We start from the raw sequence: 19,210 nt of genomic DNA on the forward strand, positions 1-19,210 counted from the left end.
CGCGCGAGGGATGAGCGAGCGCAGCGAGCGAATCGGTTGGGGAGGACGTGGGATCCCTAGCCCCCAGTGTGAGCGGCGGTTTCGAGTCGATCAGTAATCCTCACTCGTTCGAACTTCGGGCCGCGTCGATCCGCTCGAACTGCGCTTCGTCGAGATCGATCTCGACCGCGCCGACGTTCTCCTCGAGTTGCTCGGGCGTCCGCGCGCCGACGATCGGCACGCACGTGAAGCGGTCCTGGTCCATCAGCCAGCGCAGCGAGACCTGCGCCGGCGTGGCGCCGACCTCGTCGGCGACCGACTCGACGGCCTCGAGGACGTCCCAGGCCCGCTCGCTGACGTAGTACTCGTCGAACATCTCGTCGAGGCTGCCCCGCGAACCGTCGGGCGCTTCCACCCCGCCGTCTTCGGTGCGGTCGTACTTGCCGGTGAGGAATCCACCCGCGAGTGGCGAATACGGGCAGACCGCGAGATCCTGATCGGCACAGACGTCGAGGTAGTCGCCCACCTCGTCGTACTGGACCGCGTTGACCATCGGCTGGGTGACGTCGAACCGCTCGAGTCCCTCGACGTCGCTGGTCCACAGCGCCTTCGTCAGTTGCCACGCGGCCATCGACGAGGCGCCGAGATAGCGGACTTTTCCCTCGCGGACGAGTTCCGTGAGCGTTTGCATGGTCTCCCAAATCGGCGTGTCCTCGTCCCAGCGGTGGATGTAGTACAGATCGAGGTAGTCGGTTCCCAGCCGCTCGAGGGTCCCCTCGATCTGGGCCCGGATGTGCTTGCGCCCCAGCCCGGAGTCGTTCGGACCGGGTTCGCCCCGGCCGTCGAAGGGGAAGTAGACCTTCGAGGCGATGACGACGTCCTCGCGGTGAACGTCGCGGTCCGCGAGCCACTCGCCGATCCACTCCTCGCTGGTCCCGTTGGGATCGCCGTAGACGTTGGCCGTATCGATGAAGTTGATGCCCTGCTCCCACGCCGCGTCGAGCAGGTCGTGGGCCTCCTCGCGGTCGGTTTCGACGGTGCCGCCGCTCTCCTTCGCGAAGCGCCAGGTGCCGAAACAGAGCCTCGAGACGGTCGTGCCCGTGTTGCCGAGCGTGGTGTACTCCATGAGCGCGGATTCGCCCGCGAGCGGCAAAACGGATGGGGAAGCGGCGATCGATCAGTACGTGAGGATCTCGAGGTCGTCGATTCGGTCGAAGTGGGCGACGTTGTTCGTCACGATCGGGACGTCGTGGACGAGAGCGGTGGCGGCGATCATCACGTTAGCGTCCTCGATCGGAGCGCCGTCCCGTTGCAGTGTGGCGTTGATCGCTCCGGCAGTCGTCGCACACTCGCGATCGAACGGGAGTTCTCGAACGTCCGTGAGCAGATTTTCCACTACTGTTCGCTCGTGATCGGACGAATCCGCGAGGTGAATGCCTTCCCAGAGTTCCATCACTGTGATCGAACTCACTTGTGCAGTACCGCGCTCGTCGACTGTCCGGACAGCTTCTTCGACCGTCTCCTCACCTCGAAGTGTGTCGATGAGAAACGACGTATCGAGGATCATTCGAGCGCGTCTACGATTCGTTCGACTCGTTCTCGCTGTTCGCTCGTTCGCTCGTTCCGGCGCCGTGAAACGATTGCTTCGAGTTCGTCCGCCGTTTCGTCGCTCAACGCTCCGTAGTACTCCTCGAGTGAAGCGCCCGCTGTCAGGCGCCGAACGACGTCACTGAAACTCTCGTTCTCGCGCTTTTCCGCACGGAGTCGTTCGTACGCGTCGTCTGCTAACGAGATCGTCTTCGTCCCCATGATGTGTACATGTACGTACGTGTATCCTAAAAATCTACTGCGGTATCACGAGTGACCAATCGTGCTCTCCGTCAAGAAGGGGTCCGGACGAGCGACGGCAGCTTCCGAAGCTACATGGCGGTTCATCGGTCACGATATGGCAATGAACCGCTGGTGGCGCCGAGTACGTCCTCTCGCTGTCGACGGTCACCGGGCGGATGCTCGCCTCCGTGCTGATCGAGGACGAGGAGATCCTCACGCCCGAGACGCAGTTCGAACTCGTCCGGACGACGGCCCCCGAAATTGCCGGCCGGAGCCTCGGTGAGGTCGACCTGCGGGCGCGAACCAGCTGTACGGTCGTCGCGGTCGAACGCGAGGGGGAGCTGCTGACCGACCTCGGTCCGGAGTTCGTCGTTCGCACGGACGACGTGCTGATCGTGGCCGGCGACGACGAGGCGATCAACCGGTTCGTCTCGCTGGCCTGCTGAACCCGCCTCGAGTCAGCGCTGGGGCCGCCTCGAGGGCTAGTCGAACGACGGAAGCACGTCCTCCTCGTAGAACTCGATCGCCAGTTCCTGCTCGTCCCCGATCTGGTGGAAATAGACGTGATCGTAGCCGGCGTCGATCGCCTGTTCGATGCTGTCGATGTGAGCCTGCGGGTCGGGTTCGGTGGTGGTCCCGGCCTCGGCGATGTCCTCCTTTTCGACCAGCTGGGCCGCTTGCTCGAAGTGGGCCGGCGTCGGCAGCTCCTGCCCGAGTTCGCCCGGAATCGAGCCGTTGGGCCACTGCTCGTAGATCGTCTCGATCGCCTCCTCCTCGGTTTCGGCGTAACAGCCGTGCAGCTGGGTGTATTTCGGACCGTCGCCGCCGGCGTCCTCGTAGGCCGCGACGGGCTCTCCCTTCGGGCCGGAACACCAGAGCCCGTCGGCGGTCTCGGCGACCCACTCCGCGGTCTGCGGGCCGAAGGCGCTCGCGATGGTCGTCGGCTGCTCGTCGGGACAGGTGTAGAGGCGGGCGTTCTCGACCGTGTAGTGCTCGCCGTGGTGGCTCGTCGTCTGGCCGGTCCAGAGCTGGCGCATCACGTCCATCGCCTCGTCTAACATCTCGAGGCGGACGTCGTGTTCCGGCCAGCGCTCTCCGGTGACGTGTTCGTTCAGGTTCTCGCCGGTGCCGACGCCGAACGTGAACCGGTCGCCGAACAGTTCGTCGACGGTGGCGACGGCGTGGGCGACGTTGACCGGGTGAATTCGGATCGTCGGGCAGGTGACGCCGACGCCGACCTCGATGTCGTCGGTCTCGGTGGCGATCGCGCCCAGCGTCGACCAGACGAACGGCGACTCGCCCTGCGCGGAGACCCACGGGTGGAAGTGGTCGGAGATGGAGAGGAAGTCGAAGCCCGCCTCCTCGGCCCGGCGGGCGATATCGACGAGTTCGGTCGGGACGTGCTCCTCGCTCGAGAGGGTGTAACCGATGTCGGTCATTCCCCGACCGCTACCACAATTCGGCGCCTAATGGTTCACCCTGCGAGGGCAAGAAACGCGGCCGAGCAGCGATCGGAGCGGAACCGGACGGCCCCACGGCGTCGCTAATCCTTCACCTCGAGGAACGAGGGACACCAGTTGTCCGCGTCGACGAGTTCTCGTCTGGAGAACGGCGCCGACTCGTCGTCGCCCCAGAGCGGCCGCACCGCCATGTACGTGGGCCGACTGAAACGCGAGACGACCGGCATCCCGTCGCTGACGAATCCGTGGCGGGCGAGCAGCGACGGCGAGAGTGTCTGATCGGTCACCGACAGCACGTCCGCGTCCTCGTTGTCGGAGACGACCGCCGCGAGCAGATCGGCGAACGCGTCGTGGTTCGCGCCCAGCGGAAGCGAATCGAAGATGATCACGTCCCCGCCATCGGACCGCGTGACGAGCGCGGCGACGGGACGGTCGTCGCGGGTGGCCACGTACGCGGTGTGGTCGAGGGACGGTGCGTCGAGCAGCCAGCGGTAGTACTGCGCTTCGCGGTAGGCGTGGAACGCTCGCGGGACCTCCGACTCGTAGATCGACTCGAGGAGGTCCGGCGGCGGCGATGCGTACCGTTTGATGTCGTACGTTCCGTCGAAGGGTGCGAGTCGATCGCACAGCTCAAGTCCGCCCCGCGAGGCGGCGTTCGTCACCCGCTCGATCGGCCCGGAGGCGATTTCGTCCGGAAGCTCGCTGCCCGGCCGTTGTACCCGGTTGTACGTCGACACGACCGTTACTTCCGACCAGCCGAGTTTCTCCTGTGCGCCCAGCGACGCGCCGTTCGGGAAATTGAAGAAACACGCCGACTCTCGATCCTCGTAGCGACTGATCCCCAGTTCGGTAATCCGAGAGTACAGCCCCTGTCGACGGTGATCGGGGTGGACGACCGCGTCGACCGGTTTGAGCGCCAGGGCAACGTCCGCACCGCGGCGGAGCCGACAGGGCACGTATCCCTGTACGGCGACGATCTCGTCGTCCCGTTCGGCGAGCGTGATCGGAACGTGCGAGAGGTACGGATCGTCGACGTACTTCCAGTCGAACCACTCGGTGCTCGGCCGAGTACCCCACTCGGTCTCGAACAGCGTCAGAATTCCCTCGCGATCCCCCGAATCGAACGTCCGGACGCTGTACTCGTCCGAACTATCCGTCTGTGTCTCGAGCGCCATTCGATCGGAAATCGACGGAACAATCCTTCGTTAAGGGGATACATCAGTCAATAGCATGATACGAACGACTGAAACCGGTTTTCTCTCGTTCCGTACCGACGAAAACGCGGCGAGTAAACACCTCCTACTTCCGGGAACGCCGGCGAATCAGGCCGTTAAGTCCGGGGGACGAGACCGTCCGTGACGGCAAACCGAACCCCTTACGCCCGGCCGACCGAAATCGGCCCGTATGACAGCCGTAGTCGACGCGACTGCTCTCGAGAAGACCTACGGCGAGACGACGGCGCTGTCGGGGGCGTCGATCGCCGTCGGGGGCGGCGAGGTCTTCGCGCTGATCGGTCCGAACGGCGCCGGAAAGACGACGCTCGTCCGCGCGTTGACGGGGACCACCGAACCCGATTCGGGAACGGCACGCGTGCTCGGCGAGTCGCCGACGGCCATCGACCGGGACCGCCTCGGCGTGCTGCCACAGGACTTCTCGCCGCCGGATCGCCTCAGCGCGCGCGAACTCCTCGAGTACTACGCGGGCCTCTACGACGATCCGCGCGACCCCGACGACGTCCTCGCCGACGTCGGCCTCGCGGACGCCGGCGACACCTGGTACGAGGACCTCTCGGGCGGCCAGCAACGACGCGTCTGCGTCGGTTCCACGCTGGTCAACGACCCCGACGTCCTCTTTCTGGACGAGCCGACGACCGGCATCGATCCCGCCGGCCGGCGGACCGTCTGGCGCCTGATCGAGGACCTCGCCGCGGCCGGGACGACCGTCGTCCTCACCACCCACGACATGGCCGAGGCCGAACGCCTGGGCGACCGCGTGGGTCTGCTGGCCGACGGCGCCGTCGTCGCCCGCGGCACCCCCGCGGAACTCGTCGCCGAACACGGCGGCTCGAGTCGGCTTACAATCGAGACGACGGCCTCGCTCGAAGCCTTCGCCGACCTCGAGTATCCGGCCGACCGCCCGGCGACCGGTCGCCGTCACGGCCGGCCGTCGGAAACGGTCGTCGTCCGCGACGTCGATCCCGCCGAAATCGGGACCGTCGTCGACTACCTCGAGGACCGCGGAATCGAATACACCGGCCTGACGTGGGCCGAACCCGACCTCGAGGACGTCTACCTGGCGCTGGCGGACCGGACGGAACTCGAGCGGACCGGTCGGGGGGGTAGCGGTGACGGCGCTGCGGACGAATCGGACCTCGCTCGCGCGGGTGAGACGGCGTGATCCGAACTCGACGCCGGAGACGGGGTGAGACGGCGTGACTCGCGTCGGCCGCGTCCGCGCGGCGACGGGCGCCGGGTGGCGATCGTTCGTCCGCCGCCGGACGGCGGTCTTCTTCACCTTCTTCTTCCCGGTGATCCTGATCGCCATCTTCGGCGCGCTCGTCCAGACGGATCCGACGGGCGGGGGATTGTTCACCGAGCCGGCGGCCTACTACGTACCGGGCTATCTCGCCGTCGTCGTCCTCTTTACGCCCCTCTCGCGGATGGGCAGCGAGGTCGCGCGCCACCGCGAGGGCAACCGCTTCGAGAAGCTCGCGACGACGCCGCTGACCCGGGGGGAGTGGCTGCTCGCCCAGACCGCCGTCAACGCCGCGATCATCGGCCTCGCGAGCCTGCTGATCCTCGGAATGGTGATCGTCCTGACGGGCGCCGAGATCGCGTTCTCCCCGCTGCTGGTTCCGTACGTCCTCGTCGGCGTCGTCTGTTTCTGCGGCGTCGGCGCGATGCTCGGCAGCTACACCGACTCCCAGGACGGCGCCGTCGCCGCCAGCAACGCCATCGGCCTCCCCTTGCTTTTCCTCTCTGAGACGTTCGTCTCGCTCGAGCAGCTTCCGGGCTGGTTCGAGCCGCTGGTGAACCTCTCGCCGCTGACGTACTTCGCCCGCGGCGTCCGTGCGGCGACGTATCCCGAGGCCGGCGGTTCCGCAGTGGCCGGCGTCGATCCGGCGCTGGCGAACCTCGGAATTCTGACCGCGGTCGCCGTGATCGCGTTCACACTCGGCGCGCGGTCGATTCCGCGGACGGACTGAGTCGCGCGGCGTCGCGGTTGCCGTCCAGTGCGGTCTCGAGCTCGTCAGTCGGTATCGCTCATTCGATCCGTGAAGTCCCAGCCGTACACGACGGCCGGATCGATCGTGATCGTCACCTCCTCGCGCTCGGCTCGGAGCAGATTCCGCGCCAATCCCGACTCCGTGTCGCCGAGATACCGCTCGAGGAGGTCCCGGAGCGTCTCCTTCTCCGGATCGGAATCGATCGTTGCGGTCCCGCGGCCCCTGACGCCGGTGTAGGGCGGGTCGTTCGTCGATATTTCGAAGGCGATCTCGGGGTCGCTCTCGAGAAACGAGACGATATCCGCGCTCGCGGCCGTCGCACACCGGAGTCGCCAGTCGTGGTCGCTCGGTCCGTCGTCCACGGCCGTCGTCTCGAGTCGGTACCACAGCGAACACATCCAGAGGTGGTCGGCGGACGTTCGACAGGCGAGTCGGACCGGAATCGTCGCGTCCTCGAGAAAGCTCGTGATCGCCGTCGGTGAGAGGCTCCCGCGTACCTGCATACCGTCGGTACGACCGCGACGCCCAAAATACTGACACGGAGTGCACCGTTCAGGCTATCGCTCAGACCAGCGGAGCGAGCATACCCGCGAACTCGTAGCCGTAGATGTGATTGAGCAGCAGGTTGGTGACGACGCCCAGCACGAGACTCAGGATCCACGCGCCGGCGGCGATGCGGCCGATCCGCGCGTGGGCGGTGGTCCGGAGTTCCGCGGGCGTGTGCGTCAGGCCGAGGATCAGCGCGTACAGCACGACCGGGACCGAGACGATCGAGAGGAGAATGTGGATCGCGAGCATGAGCAGGTAGCCGTATCTCACCAGTTGCGGTCCGACGAACTCCTTCGTGCCGCCCCCGCCGACCTTGAGGAGGTAGAGGACCAGAAACACGAGTATCAGTCCGAAGGCGGTGATCATCGCGAGTCGATGCTTCGCGATCTCACCGGCTCGAATCCAGTACCAGCCCGCGATCAGGAGGAGGGTCGCGATCGCGTTGTTGACCGCGATCAGATCCGTGAGCAGGTTGACCTGCTCGAGGCTGAGATCGGGGTAGATCGGGACGTCGAGGAGAAAGGTCCCGATGACGAGCGCGTAGCCGACGATCGTGAGGACGATCGTGGCCCCGATCGGCTGCTCTCGAAGCCGTCGTCTCGCGTCGGCGGTTGCCATTGTCGGCGATTCGAAGCAATCCCGTATCTGTCTTGCCTTTCGGGGTCGTCGGGCAGGCAACGGGTGTCGCCGGCGACCGTCAGTCGCGGAACGGCAGCCGATTCAGTCGCTCGCGCACGAGCGGTCGGAGTTCGAAGAGGTAGCGCTCGGTGTCGTCGCCCGCGTCGGGACCGTGCTGGGTGTAGAGCACCTTCTCGACGGCGACGTCGGCGGGCATCTCCTGGGCGATGACGATCGCGTCGAGCGCCCGGCCGGGCGGGATCTCGACGTCGGTGCCACACCACCGCTCGGGCAGGCGGTCGGCGTGGGGCGCGACGATACGCGACCCCTCGTAGAGGAAGCCGTCGTCGCCGATGAAACTCGTATTGGCTTCGCCCCGCCAGGGGAGGTGGTGGGAACTCGTGTTGTGGACCCGAAAGAACGCGACCGTTCGGTCGGTCACTGCGGGGACGTGGCCGTCGACGAGGTTGTCGAGGGAGACGTCGTGAACCAGCGCCGAGAGCGTGAGCGTGAGATTCTCACCGGTGACCGTCAGCGTCTCGTGATCGGCGCCGATAGCCTCGCGGTCGTCGGGATCGTACGTCGGGGCCTCGGGTCGAGGGGGCGGCCCGTCGCCGGACGAAATCGACCGGCCGTCGAGCAGGGGATCGTCCGCCGGCCGGTCACCGACGATCTCCTCGTAGGCCTCCTTGATCCGGAGGAACCGTTCTCGAGAGCCACCCTGGTCGGGATGGTGTTCCTTCAGCAGCGTCCTGTAGGCTCGCCGTACCTCCTGCTCGTCGGCGGTCGGCGAGAGCCCGAGGACTTCGTAGTGGCTCTCCACGATCCGTACTACCGTACCTCGACGAAAAGAGTCTTTCCGTCCGGCTATCGCCATCGAACTGGCGGAGTCGGTCCGTCCGTGCCCGCCGACCGACCGGTCGTCACCTGGCGATCGATCAGTCGGGTGATTCGTCGACCGAGACCGACCCGTCGGACTCGATGGTCACCTCGTACTCGCAGAACCGGAACGAGAGTTCACCGCCAGGTCGCGGCGTTCCGTCGCCCCGTTGTGCGAACAGTGCGTCGAGTGCCTCCGGATCGACGACGGCGTAGAGCGATTCGTACGTCGGCGGACGCAACTCGGCGGGCGAAACGTCTTCGGCCGCGGCGACGGCTTCGATGACCGTCTGGCTTGGCGTTTTCCGGCACCACGAGTCGACGCTGTCGCCGTCCCCATCGGTCATATTCCACTGTACCGAAGCCGATGGAATAAAACTGTCCTTCCCGGTCGAGTTTCTGACAGTACAGGTTCAGTTCCGGGGCGATACAGAATGCCGCGTTGTGGGCCGCTACTAGGGCAATATCGGCGTTATCAGGCCTCGATTTCGTTCTCACTGCCTCTTGTTGTAGTAGTGCTGACAACGCAACGAGTGATTAACTGATGTGGATCCCGGGCTTGCCCGGGCGGGCGGCCCCCGCCAGGTCGTCGCCTTCGGCGGCCCGCCTGACGGTGACCTCGGCGTCGAACTCGTCGGTAACGAGCCAGGCCCCTCGCTCGAGAATCGATCGTTCCGTCGCGGGCGCGAGGACGCCGTCGAGTTCCGTGTGGCTCCCCCGCTCGAGCAGGCCGGCGACGAAGGTCGCGACGGTCTCGCGGTCGACGTCGGCCTCGAGGTCGGCCTCGAGCACGCGGTCGACGAGCGTTCCGGTATCGGCGTCGGCCGGTTCGTCGACGAGGTCGGCCAGCAGTCGGACGACCTCGTACTTCCAGTCCTGCGCGACGACGAGTTCGATCCGCTCCGGATCGTCGATCGCCGCGGTGTCGACGATATCGCGGACGTCCGCGAGGGTGGTTTCGACGAGTCGGCGCTCCCGGCGGTAGTCGGCGACGTCGCCCTCGGGATCGGGCCAGTCGGCTTCGACGACCAGTCCCTCGCCGCGGAGTTTGTTCCAGCACTCCTCGCCGAGGTGTGGGGCCATCGGCGCGATCAGCGCCGCCAGCGTCAGCAGTCCGCGCCGATAGACCTCTTCGTGCGGACGGTCGTACTCGCGGTAGCGCCGGAGCAGCCGCGCCAGTTCCTGAATCTCCGTCGCCGCGCGGTGGAACCGGAACCGCTCGTACTCCTCGGTGACCGCGGCGATCGTTCGGTCGATCTCCCGGGCGAGGTACTCGTCGCTGGGCCGGCGCTCGAGCCGGGTATCGCCCGCCTCGACGAAGTCGGCCGCCATGCCGTAGAGGGTCTGCTGGAGGTCGTAGGCGCCGCGGACGTTGTTCGCGGTCCACTCGAAGTCCTGTTCCGGGTGGGCCGCCGAGAGGACGAACAGCCGGGTCGTCTCCGCGCCGTACTCCCGCGGGGCGACGACGTTGCCCTTCGAACTCGACATCTTCTCGCCGTCGTAGAGCACCGTCCCCTGGCTCTTGAGTTCCCGAATGGGTTCGCGCTCGGAGAGCAGCCCAAGATCGGCCAGCGCCTTCGTGAAGAAGCGCGTGTAAAGCAGGTGGAGGATGGCGTGTTCCTCGCCGCCGACGTAGACGTCGACGGGGAGCCACTCGTCGGCCAGATCGGCGTCGAACGGCGCGTCCGCGAGGCCGGGCGAGAGGAAGCGCAGGAAGTACCAGGAGGAGTCGACGAAGGTGTCCATCGTGTCCGTCTCCCGCTCGGCCGGCCCGCCGCAGTCGGGACACGTGGTCTGCTTCCACTCCTCGGCGGCGTCTAACGGATTCCCCGTCGTCCGGACGAACTCGGGCAACTCGATGGGCAACTCCTCGTCGGGCACCGTCACGGGACCGCAGTCGTCGCAGTGGACGACCGGGATCGGCGTCCCCCAGTAGCGTTGCCGGGAGATCAGCCAGTCGCGCAGGCGGTAGGTGACGTCGTCCTCGATTGACGCGCTCTCCTCGAGGAGCCGGTCGCGGGCGGCCTCGCTCTCGAGGCCGTCGTACTCCCCGCTGTCCTCGAGGATGCCCTCGCCCGTGTACGGGTCCGCCGCGAGGTCGACCTCGACGCTCGCGTTCTTCGGCGCGATCACGCCCTCAATCGGCAGGTCGTGCTCGAGCGCGAACGCGTGGTCGCGCTCGTTGTGCGCGGGGACGCCCATCACGGCGCCGGTACCGACGTCCTCGAGGACGTAGCCGGCGACGTAGACGGGGAGTTCGTCGCCCGTGAGCGGATGCCTCGCGGTCGCGTCGGTCTCGACCCCCGCGAAGCCGACCTCGCCGGGGTCTCGCTCGCGGACGTCCTCGACGTAGTCGGCGACCGCCGGATCGCTCTCGGCGAGCTCGTCGGCCAGTTCGTGGCCCGGCGAGACGGCGAGATAGGTCGCGCCGTGGATCGTCTCCGGGCGAGTGCTGAAGACGTCGACGGTGCCGTGCTCCCGCGGCTCGGTACCCTCGCCGCGTCCGTTCGAGGCGCTACGCGCCTCGCTCACTTCGAACGTGATCCGCGCGCCCTCCTGCCGGCCGATCCAGTTGCGCTGGATCTCGCGGACGCCCTCGGGCCAGCCTTCGAGGTCCTCGAGCCCGTCGTGGAGTTCCTCGGCGTAGTCGGTGATCGTGAAGAACCACTGGTCGAGCTCGCGGCGGCCGACCGGCGTTTCGCAGCGCCAGCAGACGCGTTCGACGTCACTGCTCGCGGCGTCGTCACTCCCTCGACCCGTGGACTCACTACGTCCGACCTCGCGTTCCTCGACCTGTGCAGCAGCGAGCACGGTCTCGCAGTCGGGACACCAGTTGACCGAGGCCCCCTCGTACTCGACGAGGCCCTCCTCGTAGAACCGCTTGAAGAACCACTGGTTCCACCGGTAGTACTCCGGTTCGCAGGTGGTGATCTCGCGGGACCAGTCGTAGCCGAAGCCCATCGTCTCGAGTTCCTCGCGCATCCGCCGAATGCACGCCTCCGTCCAGGACCGGGGGTCGGTCTTGCGCTCGAACGCGGCGTTTTCGGCGGGGAGGCCGAACGCGTCCCACCCCATCGGATGGAGGACGTCGTCGCCCCGCATCCGCCGGTAGCGGGCGTAGGCGTCGGTGATCGCGTAGTTGCGGACGTGACCCATGTGGAGCGTCCCCGACGTGTAGGGGAACATCCCGAGGACGTATGTCGGGTCGGCGGCGTCGTCGTCGAGTTCGTAGACGTCGTCGCGCTCCCAGACGTACTGCCAGAACTCCTGGACCTGTGCGTGATCGTAGTGATTGGTCATTGTAGCGATCGGTCTTGCCGAATACTGGGCGTGCGGGCCATATCATTGTTCGGTCGCCCGCCGAGCGGGTCGACGACGGCGAACAGGCCGTTCGAACGGCGGCGTCGCGCCCCCTCGCGGAATCGAGAGTCGGGAGCGGCTCGGATCGAAAGCTCGAAACCGATTCCGCCGCGAGTCGGGGATAATGAGCGCGTTCGAAACGCACAGCGGACGGATCCCCGAATCGCACCGAGACATCCTCGAGAAGCGATCGTTCGGGCACCTCGCGACGATCGGTTCGGACGACCATCCGCACAGCAGTCCCGTCTGGGTCGACCACGACGACGGCGAGGCCGTGCTGATAAACACGGTCCGGGGCCGCACCAAGGAGCGCAACATCCGAGCGAACCCGGCGGTCTCGATCTCGGTCGTCGACCCCGACGATCCGTACCGCTACGTGGCCGTTCGCGGGAGCGCGACGCTCTCGGAGGAGGGAGCCGTCGAGCACATCGACGAACTGGCCCGCCAGTACCTCGACGTCGAGGAGTACCCCCACCACGACGAGGAGGACGACCCGCGCGTCATCGTTCGGATACCCGCCGAACACGTCGTCGCCCGCGGACGCGAATACGAGTAGCGAGTCCGATCACCGTCCTCGAGCGACGACGGCGGCTGTGGGCGGTCATTAACAAAGCGTATCGGGCTGAAAGAAACGGCTACCTGAATGTCTCGTTCACGCGATGATTCGATGCCGACCGGGTCGACGCTCCTCGTGACAGTTCTCGTCGTCTCGCTGACGTTCGCGCTTCTCGCGGTGGTCGTCGCGCCGGGTATCGGTCTGTCACCGCTCGGACCGGATGACGGCGGCGACGGCAACGACTCCTCGAGTAGTGCACCGTCGACGGCCGCGAGCGACGACAACGATACCGACGCCGAGGCGACCGACAGTCAACCAGCCGACGCCGATGCGGCCAACAGTCAGCCGGCCGACGACGACAGCACCGACGAATCCGGCGACGAGTCCGGCGCGGATCCGTCGTCGGCCGATGAGGACGACGGTCCGTCGGCGAACGCCGAGGACGGGTCGCCCGAGGAGGACCGATCAGCGGAACCCGACGAGACTCCGGACGAGGAGGACCGATCGACGGACGATGACGAGGGACCGTTCGGAGACGACTTCCCTGGGGAATCGGAGGACGACCCGTTCGACGATGATCAATCGGAAGGACCCGACGACACCGACCAACCAGAGGAACCTGACGACACCGACCAACCAGAGGAACCTGACGACACCGACCAACCAGAGGAACCTGACGACACAGACCAACCAGAGGATTCTGACGAGGATAATCAAGCAGAGGAATCCGACGAGGGTGACCAAGCAGAGGAATCTGACGAGGACGACCAAACAGAGGAGTCCAACGAGGACGACCAAACAGAGGAATCCGACGAGGGCGACCAAGTAGAGGAGTCCGACGAGGATGACCAAGCAGAGGAATCCGACGAGGGCGACCAAGTAGAGGAATCCGACGAGGGCGACCAAGTAGAGGAGTCCGACGAGGATGATTCAGACGGCTCCGACGGCCAGTCCGACGACGAGGACGATTCGCCGGACGGGAACGACTCGCCCGACGACGGCTGACCGCCCGAGGGCGACGGTCCCTCGTAACGCCGGCGTTCTCCGGTGTGGGGGTTAGGGGCCCGGTGTCGATCGGAACAGGACTTCCTCGTGAGCGTCCGGTTACGACACGATTACCGCCGCCTCGAGCGGTGCCCGAGCCCTCCTCGGTCTGCTGCCCGTCGCGGCGGTCTCACGAGACGAGAGGTCCGCTCCGGATTTATTCGCGCCCGTGACGTACCAGTCGTCACGAGTATGGACGCACGAGCGACCGTTAGACGGGTGTGTCGACCATGAGCGCGATTCGCCCCCTCGCGAACCGGCTTCGATCCGCGGGGACCAGTACCGAGCGAATCGCACAGTACGTCCGCCTCGAGGCGCAAAAACTCGGCTGTCTGCTGCGGATGCGCCGTCCCGGCGCGTTCGTCGGCTCCGTCGCGGAACTCCTGACCGGACGGAACCCATACTACGCCGCTCGGCTGGAGAACGGGCGCTACCAGCGGGTCGACGTGAAGGGGTACGAACTGGTCGTCGACACGGCCGACGCCGGCATCTCGCGGACGCTGCTGGCCTACGGCGTCCACGAGTACCGCTCGACGCGGGCGTTCGAACGCGAACTCGAGCGCCTCGCCGCCGTCGTCGACGGGCCGGTCCGGATCCTCGAGGTCGGCGCGAACATCGGCTACTTCGCCCTGGTCGAGGCGGCCGCGCTGGACGAGCGGGTGCGGATCCACGCGGTCGAACCCGTCCCCTCGAACGTCGACCTGCTCGAGCACAACCTCGAGCGCAACGATCTCGACGGCTGCGTCGACGTCGACCGGCTCGCCTTCGGCGCCGAACGGGCGACCGTCGAGATGGATCTGAGCACTCACTCGAATCAGCACCGGGTTCGCGATTCGGGCCCGTCCGACGGTGCCGGGAGCGACGACACGGTCACCGTCGAGCAGACGACCGGCGACCGGTACCTCGCCGAGCGAGACGTCGACCCCGCGTCGGTCAACGTCGTCCGGTTCGACGTCGAGGGGTACGAACGCGAGGTGCTCGAGGGGCTGTCCGACGTGCTGGCGGCTCCCGGCCCGACGGTCGTCTTCGTCGAACTCCACCCGCTCGAGTTGTCCCCGGAGTCGCGAACAGCCATCGTGGATCGCTTCGTCGACCACGGGTTCGAGGTCGTCTCCGCGGTCCGTACCGACGCGGCGGCCGGCGTCGACGACGAGCGGCGCTGGCACGGTCTCGAGTGCGGCGTCGACGACTTCGACGACCTCCGGCGGGCGATGGCCGAGAGCGATCACTCGATCGAACTCGTCGCGCGGAAGTAGCGGTGCGGTCCGTTCCTCAACTCGGGTTCCGTCGCCGGCGCAGCGATTCTTCGATCCGACCGACGCCGTTCCAGACCTTGCGGCCGTACGAGAGTAGATAGAAGCCGACCTTTTCGCGGCGCGTCAGCTCCGCCCAGCCGTCCATTTCGCGGTGCGTTTCGAGTCGCGGCGGGAGGTACGGCGACGGGTTGAGCGCGACCGGCAGCCGGTCGTCGTAGCGGTCCGGGTGGAACAGCCGAAGCTGGTAGATTCCGCGGCCGATTCGGCGCGACTTTCGCAGTATCGCGTCGGTCGTCGACCGCGTGGGGTGGTACATCGTCACGTCCGGCGCGAAGTGTAGCTCCCGTCCGGAGTCGCGGACCCGGTGGCCGAACTCCCGGTCGCCGCCGGAGACCAGTCGCGGATCGAACGCGCCGACGTCCTCGAGTACGCTTCGGCGGACGACCAGGCAACACGTCGGCGCGAACCCGATGGTCTCGATGAAGCGCTCGATCGGGAACCCGCTCAGCAGATTGTACCGCTCGGCGAGGGAGTCGCCGCCGTTCGAGGGGATCATCTCGACGTTACAGCCCATGTACTCGGCGTCTTTTCGCTCGAACGTCCGGATGGCGTCGACGAGCCACTCCGCCTCGACGAGCATGTCCGCGTCGACGAACGCGAACACCTCGCCGCTCGCCGCGGCGATGCCCGTGTTGCGCGCCGAGTAGGAACTCTGCCGGTCGTCTTCGAGGAGGTACGTGACCGTCTCGTAGTCGTCGGCGTAGGATCGGGCGACCGCCGGGGTGTCGTCCGTCGAATCGTTGTCGACGACCAGGATCTCGTGGGCGTCGTCCGGGTACGTCTGAGCCGTGAGCGAGTCGAGCGTCTCCCGGAGTCCCTCGGGGTCGTTGTAGACGGGCACGATCACCGAAACGTCGGGCCACTCGTCTCCGTCCGCGTCGTTCACCTGCTCTGCGCGTGTGTCGTATTCGTTCATAGTACCTCGAAAGCGCGACGTCGTCGGTCCCGTCTCCGTCTCTCGAGGCTGACAGTGAAAAGTAGCGACACCATTCCGCGAGTGACTGACGGCGAGAATCGACTGTAACCGAATCGAAACCGACCTGAATCGTCGCGAACGGGGCTACCGGGATGGATTTCAAGAAAGTGGACGGGGACCTCCAGTATGGATACGTAAACGTCGGTATCTCTCGATAATCCTGTTTATAGATAAGTACCTCTCGGTGATCGGTCGCCGTATGTGCATCGGTGAGTGGTGGTGGACGACCGTTCGCTGGAGGCGACTCCCGAGTAGATTGCGATCATGACGCTCGTCAGTGCGATCGTCCCGACCTACGACCGACCGTCGTTCATCGACGGCGCAGTCGAGACCGCACTCGCCCAGACCCACGACGAGATGGAAGTGGTCGTCGTCTGTGATCCGCCCGTCGAGGAGACGCGCGCCGTCCTCGAACGGTACGCCGACGACGAGCGCGTCCGGGCGGTCTACAACGACGAGCGAGTCGGTATCGCCGCGAGCCGCAACCGTGCGGTCGAACTAGCCCGCGGGGAGTACGTCTGCATCCTCGACGACGACGACCGCTGGGGGCCCCAGAAGGTCGAAAAACAACTCGAGGTCATGGAGGCCAATCCCGGCTGCGGCGCCGTCTACACCGGCGGTCTCGTCCGGAAGGACGGCCGCATCGTCGGCAGGTACCAGCCCTCGATGTCCGGCGACATCTACCCGGAAATCCTCGCCCGATTCGGCCTCAAACCGTACTCGGGACACATGATCCGCGCCGAGTGCTTCGAGACGGTCGGCGGCTACGACACCGACTTCGACTGCGGCGAGGACTGGGACCACGCGATCCGGGTCGCTCGAGAGTACGAGTACGAGTACGTCCCGGAACCCCTCGTCGTCCGTCAGTTCCACGACAGTAACGCCTCGGAACAGGCCGTCGACCAGGTCGACAGGCTCCAGTTGGATCTCGAAGAGTCCATGGACATCGCCGGGCGGATCTGGTCGAAGTACCGCGAGGAACTCGAGCGTCACCCGGACGTCCAGCGGCGGTTACGGCACGGACGTCACGTCTCCTACGGCTGGACGGAGATCGAACGGAACAACAGACGGCGGGCGTTCCGGTACGGCTGGGAAGCCGCGAAATACGGGCCGACGATCGCCAGTTTCGCGGTGTGTTGTTTCGCCCTCCTCGGGCCGTCCGTGCTCGACCTCGTGCGCTCCGTCCGAGATACCGTCACGGACTCTCATATCGATCGTTCTGCGGTCGACTGGCAGCGCGAGACACGGACCGAACCGACGACCGACGAAGCGGAGCCCCTCCCTCGAGCGTAACGTCCGAACCCACCGTTCGCTCGGTCACAATCGGTTTCTCGCCTTGTTTCTCAGCCGTTCGCGTTCGCTACCGGCTCGCGTCACGGCCCGCATTACGGTCCGTTTTCTCGTCGCGGCACGTCGATCCCGACCGCTGTTGATTTCGCGCCAGCAGCTTCGAAAGCCGTCGCGATCTACGTTCCATACGAGACTGTACCCGATTCGTCTCGCTTTCCCACTGGCTACTGACCATCGTCGTCGATAGAAAACCGAGTCGACGATTCAGGACCCGCTTTCGCCGGTCACGACGGCGCCGCGTCGCTACTGGGCGGCGTACAGATCCGCGTACGCGCCGTCCGCCTCGAGGAGCTGGCCGTGCTCGCCGCGTTCGATGATGTGGCCGTCCTCGAGCGTGTAGATCGTGTCCGCGTCGCGGACGGTCGAGAGGCGGTGGGCGATCGCGACGATCGTGTAGTCCCGCCCCAGCGCCTCGAGTCCCTCCTGGACCTCGCTCTCGATCGTCGCGTCGAGGTCGCTCGTGGCCTCGTCGAGGATGAGGATGTCGGCGTCCTCGAGCAGGGCTCGGGCGAGGGCGACGCGCTGGCGCTGGCCGCCCGAGAGCCGAACCCCGTCGTCGCCGAGTTCCGTCTCGTAGCCCTCGGGCAAGTCGTCGACGAACTCGGCGACCTGGGCGATCCGACAGGCCTCCTCGACCTCGTCCATCGACGCGTCGCGGTTGCCGATGGTCACGTTCTCGAGCAGCGTGTCGTTGAAGATGTACGGGTCCTGGCGAACGAACGCGATCCGCGAGCGCCACTCGGCGACGTCGAACTCGTCGATCGGCTCTCCGGCGGCCGTGATCTCCCCGTCGTCGGGCGCGTAGAGCCGCGCGAGCAGGGCCGCGATCGTCGACTTCCCGGCGCCGGACTGGCCGACGAACGCGACGAACTCGCCGTCGTCGACGCGGAAGGAGACGTCGTCGAGGATCCGTTCGTCCGCCTCGTAGGCGAACGACACCTCGTCGAACGCGATCGGCGTCGGTTCCTCGGGCACGGGTCGGTCGCCGCCCTCGAGGTCGCGGTTGGCCTCGAGTTCCCCGATGAACTGCTGGGTGCGGATCAGGTGGGGCATGCGCCCCTCCAGTTTGTAGAAGAACTCGTTCGTCTGGCTGACGCGCGGCCCCGTCTGGAACATGACGAAGAGGAACGCGGCCAGCGCGCCCAGCGACATCTCGGCGAACGACAGCGCCGCGTAGATCAGGACGAACAGGAGGACAGCGATCGAGAGGTTGTAGACGTTGTTGATCATCGCCTCGTTACGCCCGAGTTTGATCCGCGCGTCGGTGAACTGATCGAGGTTCCGGGAGAACCCGTCGTAGAGTTCGTCCCGGATGCCGGTCATCTTCACGTCTCTGATCCCCTGCGTCCCGGCCTGAGCGCTCTGCTGGATTTTCTCGTTGGCGTCCGCGACCCGGTCGCCGACGGCGTACCCCGACTCGAACACGTTCCGCACGAGGAAGGTCAGGCCGCCGATGATCCCGCCGGCGACGATCGTCAGCATCGGCGCGAGATAGAACGCGAGCCCGAGGTACATCACGATGAGGATGCCCTGCTCGAAGACGCGGACGAAGTCGCGAATGACCTTCCCAGCGTACTCCGCCTGGGTGACGATCGCGTTGAGGATGTCGTCCGACCCCTCACGGTCGAAGTACGACACGTGGGCGTCGAGCGCGTTCTCGAAGGCCTTCGCCTGGAGTTCGCGCACGTACGTCGTCTGGAGCCAGACGCGCATCCACGCGACGGCGATGCTCGAGAGGAAGCGGACGGTCATCGCCAGACTCACGCCGAGGACGACGGTACCGATCGTAAAAGGCACGCCCAGCGCGTCGTAGACGGTTACGAACGCGGCGACGATGCGGCCTCCCTCGGCCGCCGCCGGACTGTCCGCCTGCGCCAACTCGATGAGCGGAACGATAAAGGTGGCACCGATCCCCGCCAGCAACGCGGCGACAGCACTGCAGACGACGATTCCCAGCGTCACCGCAGGCCGATACGTCGCGATCAGGTACAACCCGCGGAGTTTTTCCCGCCGCGAGAGCTCGTCAGTAGCCATTAATCCGGCTCGACGGACGGGGACGAACGTTAT

18 protein-coding genes and 1 pseudogene are annotated in these 19,210 nt (G+C 66.3%); 7 read left to right on the top strand and 12 right to left on the bottom strand.

The genetic code is table 11. The annotated features are described in order from the left end of the window. Positions 1–100 precede the first annotated feature (100 nt). The 3 genes from J0X25_RS31740 to J0X25_RS31750 are packed head-to-tail and all read right to left on the bottom strand — an operon-like array spanning position 101 to position 1,788. Entirely contained in the window at positions 101–1,105 is a 1,005-nt protein-coding gene (locus J0X25_RS31740; RefSeq protein WP_207287893.1) for an aldo/keto reductase, read from the bottom strand. A gap of 51 nt (positions 1,106–1,156) precedes the next feature. Beyond that, positions 1,157–1,546 carry a PIN domain-containing protein gene (locus J0X25_RS31745; RefSeq protein WP_207287894.1) on the bottom strand — a complete coding sequence of 130 codons (390 nt, stop codon included), beginning with the start codon at positions 1,544–1,546 and terminating at the stop codon, positions 1,157–1,159. Continuing rightward, entirely contained in the window at positions 1,543–1,788 is a 246-nt protein-coding gene (locus tag J0X25_RS31750) for an antitoxin VapB family protein (RefSeq protein ID WP_207287895.1), read from the bottom strand. Before J0X25_RS31750 ends, J0X25_RS31745 begins: the two co-directional genes overlap by 4 nt. 155 nt (positions 1,789–1,943) lie before the next feature. On the opposite strand from J0X25_RS31750, the pseudogene J0X25_RS31755 reads away from it, so the two are divergent. Further along, a pseudogene (locus J0X25_RS31755) lies at positions 1,944–2,255 on the top strand (cation:proton antiporter regulatory subunit); the annotation flags it as partial. 36 nt (positions 2,256–2,291) lie between these two features. Here the strand turns inward: J0X25_RS31755 and J0X25_RS31760 are convergent. After that, positions 2,292–3,248, bottom strand: a complete 957-nt coding sequence (locus J0X25_RS31760) for a TIGR03557 family F420-dependent LLM class oxidoreductase (RefSeq protein ID WP_207287896.1) — start codon at positions 3,246–3,248, stop codon at positions 2,292–2,294. Between the two features lie 104 nt (positions 3,249–3,352). Continuing rightward, entirely contained in the window at positions 3,353–4,444 is a 1,092-nt protein-coding gene (locus J0X25_RS31765) for a GNAT family N-acetyltransferase (protein ID WP_207287897.1), read from the bottom strand. Between the two features lie 229 nt (positions 4,445–4,673). Between J0X25_RS31765 and J0X25_RS31770 the strand changes: the two genes are divergently transcribed. Together J0X25_RS31770 and J0X25_RS31775 are read left to right on the top strand one after the other, a co-directional pair. Then, a complete protein-coding gene (locus J0X25_RS31770; protein ID WP_207287898.1) occupies positions 4,674–5,666 on the top strand; it encodes an ABC transporter ATP-binding protein in 993 nt (330 codons plus the stop codon). A gap of 34 nt (positions 5,667–5,700) precedes the next feature. Further along, on the top strand, positions 5,701–6,474 hold the full coding sequence (locus J0X25_RS31775; protein ID WP_207287899.1) for an ABC transporter permease: 774 nt from the start codon (positions 5,701–5,703) through the stop codon (positions 6,472–6,474). 44 nt (positions 6,475–6,518) lie between these two features. On the opposite strand, the gene J0X25_RS31780 is transcribed toward J0X25_RS31775, so the two are convergent. The 5 genes from J0X25_RS31780 to leuS all read right to left on the bottom strand — a co-directional run bounded on the left by J0X25_RS31780 (position 6,519) and on the right by leuS (position 11,841). Next, complete coding sequence (locus tag J0X25_RS31780) at positions 6,519–6,998, bottom strand: pyridoxamine 5'-phosphate oxidase family protein (protein ID WP_207287900.1); 480 nt, start codon at positions 6,996–6,998, stop codon at positions 6,519–6,521. A gap of 61 nt (positions 6,999–7,059) precedes the next feature. Further along, entirely contained in the window at positions 7,060–7,662 is a 603-nt protein-coding gene (locus J0X25_RS31785) for a DUF420 domain-containing protein (protein ID WP_207287901.1), read from the bottom strand. A gap of 79 nt (positions 7,663–7,741) precedes the next feature. After that, positions 7,742–8,485 carry a J domain-containing protein gene (locus J0X25_RS31790; RefSeq protein ID WP_207287902.1) on the bottom strand — a complete coding sequence of 248 codons (744 nt, stop codon included), beginning with the start codon at positions 8,483–8,485 and terminating at the stop codon, positions 7,742–7,744. Between the two features lie 115 nt (positions 8,486–8,600). Then, positions 8,601–8,888 (bottom strand): DdfA family disk-determining factor, encoded by a 288-nt coding sequence (gene ddfA / locus J0X25_RS31795; RefSeq protein ID WP_207287903.1) that lies wholly within the window; start codon positions 8,886–8,888, stop codon positions 8,601–8,603. A 190-nt stretch (positions 8,889–9,078) separates the two neighbouring features. Next, on the bottom strand, positions 9,079–11,841 hold the full coding sequence (leuS, locus tag J0X25_RS31800; protein ID WP_207287904.1) for a leucine--tRNA ligase: 2,763 nt from the start codon (positions 11,839–11,841) through the stop codon (positions 9,079–9,081). Positions 11,842–12,025: 184 nt separating this feature from the next. On the opposite strand from leuS, the gene J0X25_RS31805 reads away from it, so the two are divergent. The 3 genes from J0X25_RS31805 (at position 12,026) to J0X25_RS31815 (ending at position 14,757) form a co-directional block, all read left to right on the top strand. Further along, positions 12,026–12,457, top strand: coding sequence for a PPOX class F420-dependent oxidoreductase (locus J0X25_RS31805; protein WP_207287905.1), 432 nt, complete (start codon positions 12,026–12,028; stop codon positions 12,455–12,457). An 87-nt stretch (positions 12,458–12,544) separates the two neighbouring features. Then, a complete protein-coding gene (locus tag J0X25_RS31810; protein WP_207287906.1) occupies positions 12,545–13,462 on the top strand; it encodes a putative sodium/potassium/calcium exchanger in 918 nt (305 codons plus the stop codon). Between the two features lie 269 nt (positions 13,463–13,731). After that, positions 13,732–14,757, top strand: coding sequence for an FkbM family methyltransferase (locus tag J0X25_RS31815; protein WP_207287907.1), 1,026 nt, complete (start codon positions 13,732–13,734; stop codon positions 14,755–14,757). A gap of 16 nt (positions 14,758–14,773) precedes the next feature. Here J0X25_RS31815 and J0X25_RS31820 read toward each other — a convergent pair whose 3' ends face one another. Then, complete coding sequence (locus J0X25_RS31820; protein ID WP_207287908.1) at positions 14,774–15,733, bottom strand: glycosyltransferase family 2 protein; 960 nt, start codon at positions 15,731–15,733, stop codon at positions 14,774–14,776. Positions 15,734–16,057: 324 nt separating this feature from the next. Here J0X25_RS31820 and J0X25_RS31825 point away from each other — a divergent pair, with 324 nt between their 5' ends. After that, entirely contained in the window at positions 16,058–17,086 is a 1,029-nt protein-coding gene (locus J0X25_RS31825) for a glycosyltransferase family 2 protein (RefSeq protein ID WP_207287909.1), read from the top strand. A gap of 300 nt (positions 17,087–17,386) precedes the next feature. Here the strand turns inward: J0X25_RS31825 and J0X25_RS31830 are convergent, their stop codons facing one another. After that, positions 17,387–19,177, bottom strand: coding sequence for an ABC transporter ATP-binding protein (locus J0X25_RS31830; RefSeq protein WP_207287910.1), 1,791 nt, complete (start codon positions 19,175–19,177; stop codon positions 17,387–17,389). Positions 19,178–19,210: the final 33 nt, after the last annotated feature.

The organism is Haloterrigena alkaliphila (assembly GCF_017352155.2).
Lineage (GTDB): Archaea > Halobacteriota > Halobacteria > Halobacteriales > Natrialbaceae > Haloterrigena > Haloterrigena alkaliphila.